At 45.0% G+C, this 13,761-nt stretch carries 13 protein-coding genes; 11 read left to right on the top strand and 2 right to left on the bottom strand.

Annotation, left to right across the window (positions count from 1 at the left end):
• Positions 1 to 2: 2 nt before the first annotated feature.
• The 8 genes from tusB to FKN08_RS16850 all read left to right on the top strand — a co-directional run bounded on the left by tusB (position 3) and on the right by FKN08_RS16850 (position 7,494).
• Positions 3 to 278: a sulfurtransferase complex subunit TusB gene (gene tusB / locus FKN08_RS16885; protein ID WP_047010412.1), complete on the top strand. Its 276-nt coding sequence runs from the start codon at positions 3 to 5 to the stop codon at positions 276 to 278.
• Between the two features lie 177 nt (positions 279 to 455).
• Positions 456 to 830, top strand: coding sequence for a 30S ribosomal protein S12 (rpsL, locus tag FKN08_RS16880; RefSeq protein WP_004399892.1), 375 nt, complete (start codon positions 456 to 458; stop codon positions 828 to 830).
• A 101-nt stretch (positions 831 to 931) separates the two neighbouring features.
• Positions 932 to 1,402 carry a 30S ribosomal protein S7 gene (gene rpsG / locus FKN08_RS16875; RefSeq protein ID WP_005382796.1) on the top strand — a complete coding sequence of 157 codons (471 nt, stop codon included), beginning with the start codon at positions 932 to 934 and terminating at the stop codon, positions 1,400 to 1,402.
• 75 nt (positions 1,403 to 1,477) lie between these two features.
• On the top strand, positions 1,478 to 3,577 hold the full coding sequence (fusA, locus tag FKN08_RS16870) for an elongation factor G (RefSeq protein WP_170892570.1): 2,100 nt from the start codon (positions 1,478 to 1,480) through the stop codon (positions 3,575 to 3,577).
• Positions 3,578 to 3,730: 153 nt separating this feature from the next.
• The gene (gene tuf, locus FKN08_RS16865; RefSeq protein ID WP_012841343.1) at positions 3,731 to 4,915 is read left to right on the top strand and encodes an elongation factor Tu; all 1,185 of its coding nucleotides are present in this window, start codon (positions 3,731 to 3,733) and stop codon (positions 4,913 to 4,915) included.
• A 331-nt stretch (positions 4,916 to 5,246) separates the two neighbouring features.
• Positions 5,247 to 5,435 carry a bacterioferritin-associated ferredoxin gene (locus FKN08_RS16860; RefSeq protein ID WP_031780493.1) on the top strand — a complete coding sequence of 63 codons (189 nt, stop codon included), beginning with the start codon at positions 5,247 to 5,249 and terminating at the stop codon, positions 5,433 to 5,435.
• Positions 5,436 to 5,536: 101 nt separating this feature from the next.
• Positions 5,537 to 6,013 (top strand): bacterioferritin, encoded by a 477-nt coding sequence (gene bfr / locus FKN08_RS16855; RefSeq protein WP_005395745.1) that lies wholly within the window; start codon positions 5,537 to 5,539, stop codon positions 6,011 to 6,013.
• 203 nt (positions 6,014 to 6,216) lie between these two features.
• Entirely contained in the window at positions 6,217 to 7,494 is a 1,278-nt protein-coding gene (locus FKN08_RS16850) for a malic enzyme-like NAD(P)-binding protein (protein ID WP_006742766.1), read from the top strand.
• 113 nt (positions 7,495 to 7,607) lie between these two features.
• Here FKN08_RS16850 and metJ read toward each other — a convergent pair whose 3' ends face one another.
• A complete protein-coding gene (gene metJ / locus FKN08_RS16845) occupies positions 7,608 to 7,928 on the bottom strand; it encodes a met regulon transcriptional regulator MetJ (RefSeq protein ID WP_005381353.1) in 321 nt (106 codons plus the stop codon).
• A gap of 225 nt (positions 7,929 to 8,153) precedes the next feature.
• On the opposite strand from metJ, the gene FKN08_RS16840 reads away from it, so the two are divergent.
• The 3 genes from FKN08_RS16840 to metF all read left to right on the top strand — a co-directional run bounded on the left by FKN08_RS16840 (position 8,154) and on the right by metF (position 12,982).
• A complete protein-coding gene (locus tag FKN08_RS16840) occupies positions 8,154 to 9,317 on the top strand; it encodes an O-succinylhomoserine (thiol)-lyase (RefSeq protein ID WP_170892569.1) in 1,164 nt (387 codons plus the stop codon).
• 12 nt (positions 9,318 to 9,329) lie between these two features.
• On the top strand, positions 9,330 to 11,738 hold the full coding sequence (locus FKN08_RS16835; protein WP_170892568.1) for a bifunctional aspartate kinase/homoserine dehydrogenase II: 2,409 nt from the start codon (positions 9,330 to 9,332) through the stop codon (positions 11,736 to 11,738).
• 341 nt (positions 11,739 to 12,079) lie between these two features.
• A complete protein-coding gene (metF, locus tag FKN08_RS16830; protein WP_012841345.1) occupies positions 12,080 to 12,982 on the top strand; it encodes a methylenetetrahydrofolate reductase in 903 nt (300 codons plus the stop codon).
• Between the two features lie 74 nt (positions 12,983 to 13,056).
• Here the strand turns inward: metF and FKN08_RS16825 are convergent, their stop codons facing one another.
• Complete coding sequence (locus FKN08_RS16825; protein ID WP_005395734.1) at positions 13,057 to 13,596, bottom strand: PadR family transcriptional regulator; 540 nt, start codon at positions 13,594 to 13,596, stop codon at positions 13,057 to 13,059.
• Positions 13,597 to 13,761 lie beyond the last annotated feature (165 nt).

The following is a 13,761-nucleotide window of genomic DNA, read 5'->3' as shown; positions in this document are numbered from 1 at the left end:
TTATGCTACATATTATAAAAACGGTCTCCGCCCTAGAAGACGCCATGCCCTTATGTAATGTACAGGATGACATCTTACTTATAGAAGATGCCGTGTACGCTGCTAACTCGCAGCATAAAGCGTTTTCCCACCTAAAAAACCGCAGTGTATTTGTGCTAGAGAGCGATATTCACGCTCGCGGTATTGCGAATCGTATCAGTCCATCACTGACGATCGTGAATTACTCAGGCTTCGTTGAGCTCACAGTTAAACAGGATAAATCGCTTACTTGGGATTGAACGTGATTTACTGTCGCTAAAGCTTTACGGATGAATTGTCCTAATTGAACAAAAAAGATCCGTATATTTCTTGACACACCTCTCACTGCTGCATAGAATTTTGCGTCCCTAACTGCAATGGTAGTTGGGGATAGATTTTTCACAAAGCTTACTTTCAAGTAAATCAGGAGCTAGTTAATGGCAACTATTAACCAGTTGGTACGTAAGCCTCGTGCAAAGCAAGTTGTTAAAAGCAACGTGCCTGCACTAGAAGCGTGCCCACAAAAACGTGGTGTATGTACTCGTGTTTACACTACTACACCTAAAAAACCTAACTCAGCACTTCGTAAAGTTTGTCGTGTACGTCTGACAAACGGCTTCGAAGTTACATCGTACATCGGCGGTGAAGGTCACAACCTTCAAGAGCACAGTGTTGTACTAATCCGTGGCGGTCGTGTAAAAGACCTTCCGGGTGTACGTTACCACACTGTTCGCGGTGCACTTGACTGTGCTGGCGTTAACGACCGTAAACAAGGTCGTTCTAAGTACGGTGTGAAGCGTCCTAAGTCTTAATGGATTCCGTTAAGTAAGGCCAAACACTAAATTATTTTTAATTTTTTGAAAAAACTGAAAAGTTTTGGATAAAACCTGAAGAAGACAACGGAGATAAATCCATGCCACGTCGTCGCGTCATTGGTCAGCGTAAGATCCTTCCAGATCCAAAATTCAAATCTGAATTGCTGGCAAAATTCGTTAACATCCTAATGGTTGACGGTAAAAAATCTACTGCAGAGAAAATCGTTTACACTGCACTAGATGCTATGGCTGAAAAGTCTGGTAAAGACCACTTAGCTATTTTTGAAGAAGCTCTTGAAAACGTACGCCCTGCGGTAGAGGTTAAATCTCGCCGTGTTGGTGGTTCAACTTACCAAGTACCTGTAGAAGTACGTCCGGTTCGCCGTAACGCACTTGCTATGCGTTGGTTGGTTGAAGCTGCGCGCAAGCGTGGTGAAAAATCTATGGCTCAACGCCTAGCAGCTGAAATGCTAGACGCGTCTGAGAACAAAGGTACTGCGGTTAAGAAACGTGAAGACGTTCACCGCATGGCTGACGCAAACAAAGCGTTCGCTCATTACCGCTGGTAATACCTTCTGTGCTGCGAGGTTCTCTCGCAGCACTTTTCTATACTCTAAGGTACACCTTAGTAAGAGGATACAATCGTGGCTCGTAAAACTCCTATTGAGCGCTACCGTAATATCGGTATCTGTGCTCACGTAGATGCAGGAAAAACAACCACAACTGAGCGTATTCTGTTCTACACTGGCCTTTCTCACAAAATCGGCGAAGTTCACGATGGTGCAGCAACCATGGACTGGATGGAGCAGGAGCAGGAACGTGGTATCACTATCACATCCGCTGCGACTACTACATTCTGGCGTGGTATGGAAGCACAGTTCCCTGAGCATCGCGTAAACATCATTGATACCCCTGGACACGTTGACTTTACTATCGAAGTAGAGCGTTCTCTTCGTGTACTTGATGGTGCTGTGGTTGTGTTCTGTGGCTCATCTGGTGTTGAACCTCAGTCTGAAACTGTATGGCGTCAAGCAGACAAATACCACGTTCCACGTTTGGTATTTGTAAACAAGATGGACCGTGCGGGCGCAGACTTCCTACGCGTTGTGGACCAAATTAAAAATCGTCTTGGTGCGAACCCTGTTCCAATCCAACTGAACGTTGGTGCAGAAGATGAGTTCAGAGGTGTCATCGACCTTATCAAGATGAAGATGATCAACTGGAATGAAGCCGATCAAGGCACTTCGTTTACTTACGAAGACATCCCAGCTGACATGATCGAACTTGCTGAAGAGTGGCGCAACCACATGGTTGAATCTGCTGCTGAAGCTAGCGAAGAGCTGATGGACAAGTACCTTGAAGAAGGTGAATTGACTGAAGCTGAGCTCAAACAAGCTCTACGTACTCGTACACTAAACAACGAAATCGTACTGGCCACTTGTGGTAGTGCGTTTAAGAACAAAGGTGTTCAAGCGGTACTAGATGCTGTGATCGAGTTCTTGCCATCGCCAGTTGACGTACCTGCAATTAAAGGTGTTGACGAAAGAGAAAATGAAGTTGAGCGTCATGCTGACGACAACGAACCATTCTCTGCGCTAGCATTTAAGATCGCGACTGACCCATTCGTGGGTACGCTAACGTTCATGCGTGTTTACTCTGGTGTAGTAAACTCCGGCGACGCTGTTTACAACTCTGTAAAAGAGAAGAAAGAGCGTTTCGGTCGTATCGTTCAGATGCATGCGAATAAGCGTGAAGAAGTAAAAGAAGTTCGCGCTGGTGATATCGCTGCTGCTATCGGTCTGAAAGACGTAACAACAGGTGACACACTGTGTGATCAGAGCCACAAAGTGATTCTAGAGCGCATGGAGTTCCCTGAACCAGTTATTCAGATTGCTGTAGAACCTCGTTCTAAGGCAGACCAAGAGAAAATGGCTATCGCGCTAGGTAAACTGGCTGCGGAAGATCCATCATTCCGCGTGGAAACGGACGACGAATCAGGTCAGACTCTGATCTCAGGTATGGGTGAACTTCACCTAGACATTATCGTTGATCGTATGAAGCGTGAATTCAGCGTTGATTGTAACGTTGGTAAACCTCAGGTTGCTTACCGTGAAACCATTCGTGGTAAAGCGGAAGTTGAAGGTAAGTTTGTTCGTCAATCAGGTGGTCGTGGTCAATACGGTCATGTGTGGGTCAAACTTGAGCCTTCTGAACCTGGCGAAGGTTTCGTATTCGTAGACGAAATCGTGGGTGGTGTGATTCCTAAGGAATACATCAGTTCGGTATCGAAAGGTATCGAGGAACAAATGAATAGTGGTGTTCTAGCGGGTTACCCTGTACTAGATATTAAAGCTACACTATTTGATGGTTCTTACCACGATGTAGACTCAAGCGAGATGGCGTTTAAGATCGCTGGCTCGATGGCATTCAAGAAAGGTGCACTAGAAGCACAACCTGTGATTCTAGAACCAATGATGAATGTCGAAGTAACCACTCCGGAAGACTGGATGGGTGACGTTGTTGGTGACCTAAACCGTCGTCGCGGTATCATTGAAGGCATGGACGAAGGTGTGGCTGGTCTTAAGATCATCCGTGCTCAAGTACCACTATCTGAAATGTTCGGTTACGCAACTGATCTACGTTCTGCAACTCAAGGCCGTGCGTCTTACTCTATGGAGTTTCACGAGTACGCTGAAGTGCCGAAAAACTTCGCAGATAAAATTATTGCAGAGCGTGGTTACTAATTGACGATTGAACTACAAAAAGTTTACGACTTTTTGCGAGATCAGGGCGTCCAAATATTGCGCTAACGGGCGTTGGCGCATAAAATAACAATTTCTGGCGCGTCGTCGATCAATAATGATCACGACGAATCATAACTAGGAAGGAACACGATCGTGTCTAAAGAAAAATTTGAACGTACGAAACCGCACGTTAACGTTGGTACTATCGGCCACGTTGACCACGGTAAAACAACTCTAACTGCAGCTATCTGTACTACTCTTGCTAAAGTTTACGGCGGTGTAGCTAAAGACTTCGCATCTATCGATAACGCTCCAGAAGAGCGTGAGCGCGGTATCACAATCGCAACTTCTCACGTTGAGTACGACACTCCAACTCGTCACTACGCACACGTTGACTGTCCAGGACACGCGGACTACGTTAAAAACATGATCACTGGTGCTGCACAGATGGACGGTGGTATCCTAGTTGTTGCTGCGACAGATGGCCCAATGCCACAAACTCGTGAGCACATCCTACTAGGCCGTCAGGTTGGTATCCCATACATCATCGTATTCATGAACAAATGTGACATGGTTGACGATGAAGAGCTACTAGAACTAGTAGAAATGGAAGTTCGTGAACTTCTATCTGAATACGATTTCCCAGGTGATGACCTACCAGTTATCCAAGGTTCTGCACTAGGCGCACTAAACGGCGAAGAGCAGTGGGAAGCGAAAATCGTTGAACTAGCTGAAGCTCTAGATACTTACATCCCTGAGCCAGAGCGTGCGGTAGATCAGCCATTCCTAATGCCTATCGAAGACGTATTCTCAATCCAAGGTCGTGGTACAGTAGTAACTGGCCGTATCGAGCGTGGTATCCTAACTGTAGGTGACGAAGTTGCTATCGTAGGTATCAAAGACACTACTACTACTACATGTACTGGTGTTGAGATGTTCCGTAAGCTTCTAGACGAAGGCCGTGCAGGTGAGAACGTTGGTGCACTTCTACGTGGTACTAAGCGTGACGAAGTTGAACGTGGTCAAGTACTAGCTAAGCCTGGTTCAATCACTCCACACACTAAGTTCGAATCAGAAGTATACGTACTGTCTAAAGATGAAGGTGGTCGTCACACTCCATTCTTCAAAGGCTACCGTCCACAGTTCTACTTCCGTACAACTGACGTAACTGGTGACATCCAGCTACCAGAAGGCGTAGAAATGGTAATGCCAGGTGACAACGTACAGATGACTGTTGAGCTAATCGCACCAATCGCAATGGACGAAGGTCTACGTTTCGCGATCCGTGAAGGTGGCCGTACAGTAGGTGCTGGTGTTGTTGCTAAGATCTTCGACTAATTCATAACGAATTAAACGAAATCTTGCACTCTTCTTCTTTATGAAGAAAGCGCATCGAGAAAGGGAAGCTTAGGCTTCCCTTTTTTATATCTAAATTATATTTGGTTATAAGTGTTCGTAGGAAATACGTTAATTTTTTAATTTAAAAACAGAATATTACCGGCTCTATTTTTCAACACCTTTAGTCGTAACACCTAACCCTCTGATCTTTGCCTACTGTCACCAAATCTATATAACAAAATATTCTGAACAGGCCTATCAATGCGACTGGTAACAAGAACTATTCTTGTTTATATTGGTTGCCACAGGTTAATTTAATAGGTTTTTGAGTATGTACGTTTGTCTTTGCCATGGGGTCTCCGACAAGAAAATTAGGAAGTTGGCGATAGATGAAGGCGTAACGGATATTAAAGGAATCAAAAAATGTACAGCATTGGGTAGCCAATGTGGTAAGTGCATCAGACAGGCCAAGGATATTTTAGCGGAAACCAGTTACACGGTATTCAAACAAGCTAGCTAATTACTGTGAGCATGCGGTAATTAAGTAATTATTTGCCTAGCGTTTTGACACCTTCTCATTTGCTTCTACATTTAAATGAAGCTAAAGAGGAGGTTTTTGTCATGAAAGGCGATCCAATCATCATCCAACATCTCAATAAAGTGCTCGGAAATGAGCTCATCGCTATTAATCAGTATTTTCTTCATGCTCGAATGTATAAGGACTGGGGGTTAAAGCACCTAGCAGATAAGGAATATCACGAATCTATCGATGAGATGAAACATGCCGATCATCTGATTGAGCGTATTTTGTTTCTTGAGGGCTTACCGAATCTACAAGATTTAGGCAAGTTGATGATAGGTGAAGACACTAAAGAAATGCTCGAGTGTGACTTAAAGCTTGAAATGGCCGCCATTCCAGATTTAAAAGATGCGATTGCCTATGCTGAAGACATTCGAGACTATGTGTCTCGCGATCTGTTTCAAGATATTCTTGAAGATGAAGAAGAGCATGTTGATTGGCTAGAGACGCAACTTGGCTTGATTGAAATGTCTGGCATTGAGAACTACCTCCAAGCGCAATACGTAGACGAAGAGTAATAACGTCCAGGATTTTGCGCACTTCAATTGTAAGAAGAAAAGAGCACCTGACTCGAAAATCAGGTGCTTATCCCCGCTATCTGGTCTAATCTCTTTTATTATCGGCTTTTTAAGGATATTGCTCGCAATCTTGCCTATGAAGTTTGATTTCTATCCGATAGAATTTATGCCCCCTTACCTAAAAATAAAAAAGAGAAACGTCCATGTCTGAAGACAATCGCCAAGCAGCCACTCCAGAAGAAGAACATCGCCAAAAAGCATTGGATTACCATGCTTATCCAACCCCAGGGAAGATTGCTGTCGAATTGACAAAGCCTGCGGAAACGGCGGGTGATCTTGCCCTTGCTTACAGCCCTGGTGTTGCAGAACCAGTGCGTGAAATCGCACAAAACCCTGATAACGTGTACAAGTACACAGCGAAAGGCAACATGGTTGCTGTTATTTCTAACGGTACCGCTATCCTGGGTCTAGGTAACCTAGGTCCACTTGCATCTAAGCCAGTAATGGAAGGTAAAGCGTTACTGTTTAAACGTTTTGCAGGTCTTGACTCGATTGATATTGAAGTTAAGCACCGCACGATCGATGAATTTGTTGATACTGTTGCAAGCATTGCAGACACCTTTGGTGGTATCAACCTTGAAGATATTAAAGCACCAGATTGCTTTGAGATTGAAAAGCGTTTAATTGAGCGTTGTGATGTACCAGTATTCCACGATGATCAGCACGGTACTGCGATTGTAACGGCGGCAGGCATGCTGAACGCGATCGAACTTCAAGGTAAGAAGCTTGAAGACTCAACGATCGTTTGTCTTGGCGCTGGCGCTGCAGCCGTTGCGTGTATGGAGCTGCTGATTAAATGTGGTGCAATGCGCGAAAAAATTTACATGCTGGATCGTAAAGGTGTGATCCACACTCGTCGTGATGATCTTAATGAATACAAGCAGCTATTCGCAAACAACACGGACAAACGCACATTAGAAGACGTGATTGAAGGCGCGGATCTGTTCCTAGGTGTATCTGGTCCAAACCTATTGCCAGCGGAAGCGTTGAAGCTGATGGCAGATAAGCCAATCGTATTTGCATGTTCGAATCCAGATCCTGAAATTAAGCCGGAACTTGCCCACGCTGTTCGTGATGATTTAATAATGGGAACTGGCCGTAGTGATTACCCGAACCAAGTAAACAACGTATTGTGTTTCCCATTCATCTTCCGTGGTGCTCTTGATGTGCGCGCAAGTGAAATCAATGATGAAATGAAACTTGCAGCCGTTGAGGCGATTCGTGAGCTAGCAAAAGAGCCTGTACCTGAAACTGTATTGAAGGCCGCAGGTGTCGATAAGCTTGAGTTTGGTGCAGACTACATCATTCCAAAACCAATGGACTCACGTTTACTGCCACGTGTTGCAAAAGCTGTGGCTCAGGCGGCAGTTGATTCAGGTGTTGCTCGTATCGAGATGCCTGAAAACTACATGGCAGAGTAATATATCTATTAGATGTGATGTACAAAAAATGGGACGCAATCGCGTCCCATTTTTTATGTCATCCTTTTGGCTCGAGATAAGAATTGCTATCTGAAGCCTCCAGCCTCGCTTTTTTACTCTTCGTCAAACGACTCAAATTCGATGCCCATTTCCGTCATCAGTGCTTTTACTTCTGTTGGAATATCATCCGGACGGTCTTTACGAAGGTCTTCATCTGTTGGAAGTGGCTGACCTGTATACGCGTGCAAAAATGCTTCGCATAGTAATTCACTATTGGTTGCATGGCGTAAGTTATTGATCTGACGGCGAGTACGCTCATCAGTTAGCACTTTTAAAACTTTTAGCGGGATAGAGACGGTAATTTTTTTTACTTGTTCGCTTTTTTTGCCGTGCTCTGCATATGGGCTAATGTATTCGCCATTCCAGTCAGCCATTGCACACCTTCATTTATGTAATCGGTTAAAAATAATTTAGGTGCTGATTTTAGCTGCATTTACCGCCATAAGCAAAGACATATAGACGTCTAGAAGTGTTGACGTCTCATTTTTTGACGAGTAAAGTGAACAGAACAGCAAAGGAAGCGTGTTGATCACTTTATTTTACTCATTAGATATAGCGCATTCCTATTTAGAAGTCATTACCCGTGAAAGGATACACCCATGAGCTCTCGCAAACCTGCGACCATTGCAGTACGCACTGGTATTGAATCAGACAGCCAATATCACGCTGTCGTTCCACCTATTTATCTTTCCACTAACTATGGTTTTCCTGCTTTTGGTGAAGTACCTAAGTATGATTACACGCGATCTGGAAATCCAAACCGCGGACTGTTGGAAAGTGCGTTATCTGAACTCGAGTCTGGAAAAGGAGCGGTTGTCACGAACTGCGGTACGTCGGCATTAAATTTATGGGTGTCCGCTTTGCTTGGCCCTGATGATCTCATTATTGCTCCTCACGATTGTTATGGCGGCACCTATCGTCTTTTTAATACCCGAGCCAACAAAGGCGATTTTAAGGTTCAGTTTGTCGATCAATCAGACGAGCAAGCTTTGGATGCAGCATTAGCACAAAAACCAAAACTCATTTTGCTAGAAACTCCGTCAAACCCTCTGGTTCGCGTGGTGGATATTGCAACTGCCTGTGAAAAAGCGAAACAAGTCGGTGCGTTAGTTGCGGTGGACAATACCTTTTTGACACCCGTGTACCAAAAACCTTTAGAGCTAGGTGCGGATTTTGTTATCCACTCCACAACGAAGTACATCAACGGTCATTCAGACGTGATTGGTGGCGTGATCATCACCAAAACAGAAGCGCATGCAGAAGAGCTTGCATGGTGGGGCAATTGCATTGGTGCGACTGGCACACCTTTCGATAGTTATATGACGTTGCGAGGCATTCGTACACTTGGTGCTCGCATGCGAGTGCATGAAGAGAGTTCACAGCAGGTACTGGCTTATCTCCAGAAGCAAGCGTTAGTTAAAACTATCTATCATCCAAGCCTGCCGGAGCACCCAGGTCATGACATTGCTAAAAAGCAGCAAACTGGTTTTGGCTCTATGCTGAGCTTTGAGTTTGCCGGTTCGTTTGAGCAGTTAAAAGTGTTTGTTAAAGAGCTCCAACTGTTTTCATTGGCTGAGTCATTAGGTGGAGTAGAAAGCTTGATTTGTCATCCGGCATCCATGACGCATCGCGCTATGGGAGAGGAAGCACTGGCAGAAGCGGGGGTGTCACATCAACTATTGCGTTTGTCTGTTGGCTTGGAAGATGCGCAAGATCTCATCACGGATTTAGAGCAAGCATTCGCTAAAGCTGCCCAACAATAGGAGACGAGAATAATGACTGTACAACGTCAGCTGCATAAGTTTGGTGGCAGTAGCTTAGCAAATCCAGAATGCTATTTACGCGTTGTGGATATTCTTAAGGAGTATTCGACGGAAAATGATCTTGTGGTCGTTTCGGCGGCAGGAAAAACCACTAACCGCTTGATTGAGTTCCTGGAAGGGTTAGACAAAGATGGCCGAATCGCGCATGAAGCACTTCAAAGCCTAAGGCAGTTCCAAACGGAGCTAATAGAAAATTTGTTGGAAAATGAAGTACAAGAAGAGCTATTAGCGTTACTGCATGATGAGTTCAGTACCTTATCTGAGCTGACAGCACCACTCACTGGCGCGCAAAAAGCCGCGGTACTAGGACACGGAGAAGTTTGGTCTGCTCGCCTATTGGCCGCGTTATTATCTCAACGTTCTATCCCCGCTGTCGCACAAGATGCACGAGCGTTTTTACGTGCGGAAGCTGGGACTCAACCTGAAGTTGATCGCGCTCGTTCATATCCTTTGATAAAAGACGTTCTCGCGCAACACAATCATAAACGTGTGGTAATTACTGGCTTTATGGCTCAGAACGAGGCGGGCGAAACCATTTTACTTGGTCGTAATGGCTCTGACTATTCTGCAACTGTCATTGGTGCTCTGGCTGAAGTGAGCACAGTCACCATTTGGAGTGACGTTGCCGGTGTCTATAGTGCCGATCCGCGTTTGGTGGCAGATGCGTGTCTATTACCGTTACTTCGATTGGATGAAGCCAGCGAACTCGCCCGTTTAGCTGCCCCAGTCCTACACAGTCGTACACTTCAGCCTGTGGCGCAAAGTACTATGGATCTCAACCTCAAATGTAGCTATCTGCCGGAATCGGGCTCTACTCGTATTGAGCGTGTCTTAGCGTCTGGCCGTGGCGCTAAAATTATTACCTCGCTGGATGATGTTTTATTGGTGCAGCTGTCTTTCATGCATGGGCACGACTTCGAAAAAACACAGAATGATGTATTACAAGCGTTGCAGCGAGCGCAATTGGAGCCATTGGCATTTGAGGCACAGCCCGATCAACACACGTTGCGCTTGGCGTATACCGCAGAAATTGCCGGTGGCGCACTGAAACACTTACAAGAGCTTGCGGTTGAAGCGGAGATTAAGCTCAAAGAAGGCTACTCGCTCTTAGCGGCAGTAGGCGCTGGCGTTACGAAAAACGCCAACCATTGTTTTGGTTTTTATCAGAAGTTAAAACACTCTCCGGTTGAATTTATTTCTGAAACTGAGTCGGGGCTGAGTTTAGTCGCCGTTTTGCGTCGTACTGATACCGAAGTGTTGGTTCAAACGATTCATAGCCAGTTGTTCCAAGCGCAAAAGCGCGTGGCGGTGGCTTTATGTGGCAAGGGCAACATTGGTTCTAGTTGGTTAAATCTATTTGCAACTCAAAAAGGTGAGCTCGAAAAACGTCATGGCATGAGCTTCGACCTTGTCGCGGTCGTGGATAGTCAAACCTACTGGTTCGATGAGCAAGGTATTGATGCAGCAAGTGTTGCTGAACGATTTGATGATGAAAGCCTAGCAAACGATGGGTCTTGGTTGACTCAATTAGGAGCGCTAAAAAATTACGATGAAGCCGTAGTGCTTGATGTGACAGCGAGTAAAGACTTAGCTCAGCGCTATGTAGAAATTGCGCAGCAGGGCATTCATTTGATTTCCGCTAACAAAGTGGCGGGTTCGGCAGATAGCCAGTATTACCATCAGGTTCAAGATGCATTCGCTAAAATTGGTCGTTATTGGCTGTACAACGCGACGGTTGGTGCAGGGTTACCAATAAACCATACCGTGCGAGATCTACGTGAAAGTGGGGATGAGATCGTTGCTCTATCGGGTATTTTCTCAGGGACGTTATCATGGTTATTCCAACAATTTGACGGCTCAGTACCATTTAATGATTTAGTCGACCTCGCTTGGCAGCAAGGTTTAACAGAGCCTGATCCTCGTTCTGATTTAGATGGTTCAGATGTGATGCGTAAGCTGGTTATCTTAGCTCGAGAGTCTGGTCTCGATATTGAGCCGGGCAGCGTTAAGGTTGAATCTCTGGTACCAGAAGAATTAAGAAAACTTAGCATTGATGACTTCTTCGATAACGGAGGGCTGTTGAGTGAAATACTGCAAGAGCGCCTGACAAAAGCACAGAGAAACGACCAAGTGCTTCGCTACGTTGCTCGTTTAGAAAAAAATGGTAAAGCGACGGTGGGAGTAGAAGCGTTATCTCGTGAACATGCGCTCGCCAACCTACTGCCGTGCGACAACATTTTTGCCATTGAAAGTAAGTGGTACAAAGATAACCCACTCGTTATTCGAGGGCCTGGCGCAGGAAGAGAAGTGACAGCCGGCGCGATTCAATCCGACCTCAACCGATTAGCCGGTTTATTCTAAAGTTGCGAGATACCTAAAACCCTGGAACCCGACCAGGGTTTTTTATTTTGCCTTCAGTGCCATACTGAAGTATCGGCTTGTGATAAGTAGTGAAATAACGTTCAAGTAATAACTTGAACTATCCTCATTATTAACTTGAGAAAAATTCATAATTACAAGGTTGACATTAAATCGTATTCAATACATTCTGTAGACATATAGACATATAGACATATAGACATATAGACATATAGACATATAGACATATAGACATATAGACATATAGACATATAGACATATAGACGTCTAAACGTCGATTTAAGGAATTTGTTTTCGTGGCGGAGTGCCACAGGGAGAGTAAGATGGGATACACGCACGCAGGCCATATTGACGCCTTGAACCAGAATATTGCTGAGTTGTCAGACAACATCAATGTATCATTTGAGTTTTTTCCACCAAGCAGCGCTAAGATGGAAGAGACACTCTGGAATTCAGTGCACCGTCTTAAAACGCTCCAACCTAAATTTGTTTCTGTGACTTACGGCGCTAACTCTGGCGAGCGTGACAGAACGCACTCCATCATTAAAGAAATCAAAGCAACAACCGGATTGGTTGCTGCTCCTCACCTCACTTGTATTGATGCGACTCGCGAAGAGTTGATTAATATTGCCGATGATTACTGGAATAATGGCATTGAAAATATCGTTGCTCTGCGTGGTGATATTCCTCCTGGTGGCGGTGCGCCTGACATGTATGCCTCGGATCTGGTTGAGCTGCTGAAATCACGTCACGATTTTGATATCTCAGTAGCCGCATTTCCTGAGGTTCACCCTGAAGCTAAAAGTGCGCAGTCTGACTTATTGAACCTAAAACGTAAGGTAGATGCAGGTGCAAACCGTGCAATTACTCAGTTCTTTTTTGATGTTGAGTCTTATCTGCGATTCCGTGACCGTTGTGTAGCGGCAGGAATTGACGTAGAAATTGTGCCAGGAATTTTGCCTGTATCGAACTTTAAGCAAGCGTCTCGCTTTGCTGCGCAGAACAATGTGAAAGTACCAGGCTGGATGAGTAAACAGTTCGAAGGCTTGGATGATGATCCGGTGACTCGTCAGCTTGTAGGAGCTAGCCAAGCTATTGATATGGTGCGCGTACTTAGTCGTGAAGGCGTTAAGGATTTCCACTTCTACACCCTAAACCGTGCAGAGATGACTTACGCTTTATGTCATACGCTAGGCGTTCGTCCTCGCGTTGCAGTAGGTGCATAAATCGACCGGGTTTCAAAAAGACAAAAGGCTTGCCGAGTGGCAAGCCTTTTTCGTTGTATCAAAGTAAAAGGAAATTAACCAATCACTTCAAGTTCTGTTAGGACTTCTTCAGCCCAAGTGATCCACGTTTCACGTAACAGTAGGTTACGACGAAGCGTTAAACGCTCTAGGCGAGCTTGTTTGTCTAAAGTTGACGGCGTTGCGTAGTAAGCCGCTTCAATTTCTTTGTAGTGAGAAACCAGTTTGCGAGACTCTTCAACCAGTTCGGCGAGTTGATCACGGAAAGGTGTTGATGGTTGAACGGCACATGCCATCAATTTCGCTGAAAATTCATCACGAACAGTCGGGTGTGCAGTTGGTTGATCAAACCATTCTCCTAAAGCGCTGCGACCAGCATCTGTGATGGAGTAAACCTTACGGTCTGGTTTGCCTTCTTGGGGTTCTAATACGCAAGTAACCAGCTCTTTCTCGGCCATTTTATTGAGTTCACGGTACACTTGTTGGTGGCTTGCTTTCCAGAAGTAACCGATGCTAGCAGAGAATTCTTTAGTGATATCGTAACCGGTTGCGTCGCGAGTGCTAAGAACAGTTAAGATTACGTGTGGTAATGACATGTCTTCAATCCAAATGGTCAATAAACTTGTAAACAAGCTACTTATACTTTCAGCTGTGCTCTTTCTGGCACTTGAGTTTTTTAATGTATAAGTAGCACCAACAATGTTGGTCCTGTCACCTTAAAGCCGTTTATCACCTAGAGAGATGGGGAGTCCCATCATGGC

This window comes from Vibrio sp. 1-2 (7-a), from assembly GCF_013048515.1.
In the GTDB taxonomy this organism is placed as follows: domain Bacteria; phylum Pseudomonadota; class Gammaproteobacteria; order Enterobacterales; family Vibrionaceae; genus Vibrio; species Vibrio diabolicus.
The sequence above is the reverse complement of the archived record's forward strand: the minus strand, read 5'-3'. Positions and strand labels throughout refer to the sequence as shown.

Coding starts and splice junctions, on each gene's coding strand:
- tusB (WP_047010412.1), top strand. CDS start 3: ATGCTACATATTATAAAAACGGTCTCCGCCCTAGAAGACGCCATGCCC.
- rpsL (WP_004399892.1), top strand. CDS start 456: ATGGCAACTATTAACCAGTTGGTACGTAAGCCTCGTGCAAAGCAAGTT.
- rpsG (WP_005382796.1), top strand. CDS start 932: ATGCCACGTCGTCGCGTCATTGGTCAGCGTAAGATCCTTCCAGATCCA.
- FKN08_RS16860 (WP_031780493.1), top strand. CDS start 5,247: ATGTACGTTTGTCTTTGCCATGGGGTCTCCGACAAGAAAATTAGGAAG.
- bfr (WP_005395745.1), top strand. CDS start 5,537: ATGAAAGGCGATCCAATCATCATCCAACATCTCAATAAAGTGCTCGGA.
- FKN08_RS16850 (WP_006742766.1), top strand. CDS start 6,217: ATGTCTGAAGACAATCGCCAAGCAGCCACTCCAGAAGAAGAACATCGC.
- metJ (WP_005381353.1), bottom strand. CDS start 7,928: ATGGCTGACTGGAATGGCGAATACATTAGCCCATATGCAGAGCACGGC.
- FKN08_RS16840 (WP_170892569.1), top strand. CDS start 8,154: ATGAGCTCTCGCAAACCTGCGACCATTGCAGTACGCACTGGTATTGAA.
- FKN08_RS16835 (WP_170892568.1), top strand. CDS start 9,330: ATGACTGTACAACGTCAGCTGCATAAGTTTGGTGGCAGTAGCTTAGCA.
- metF (WP_012841345.1), top strand. CDS start 12,080: ATGGGATACACGCACGCAGGCCATATTGACGCCTTGAACCAGAATATT.
- FKN08_RS16825 (WP_005395734.1), bottom strand. CDS start 13,596: ATGTCATTACCACACGTAATCTTAACTGTTCTTAGCACTCGCGACGCA.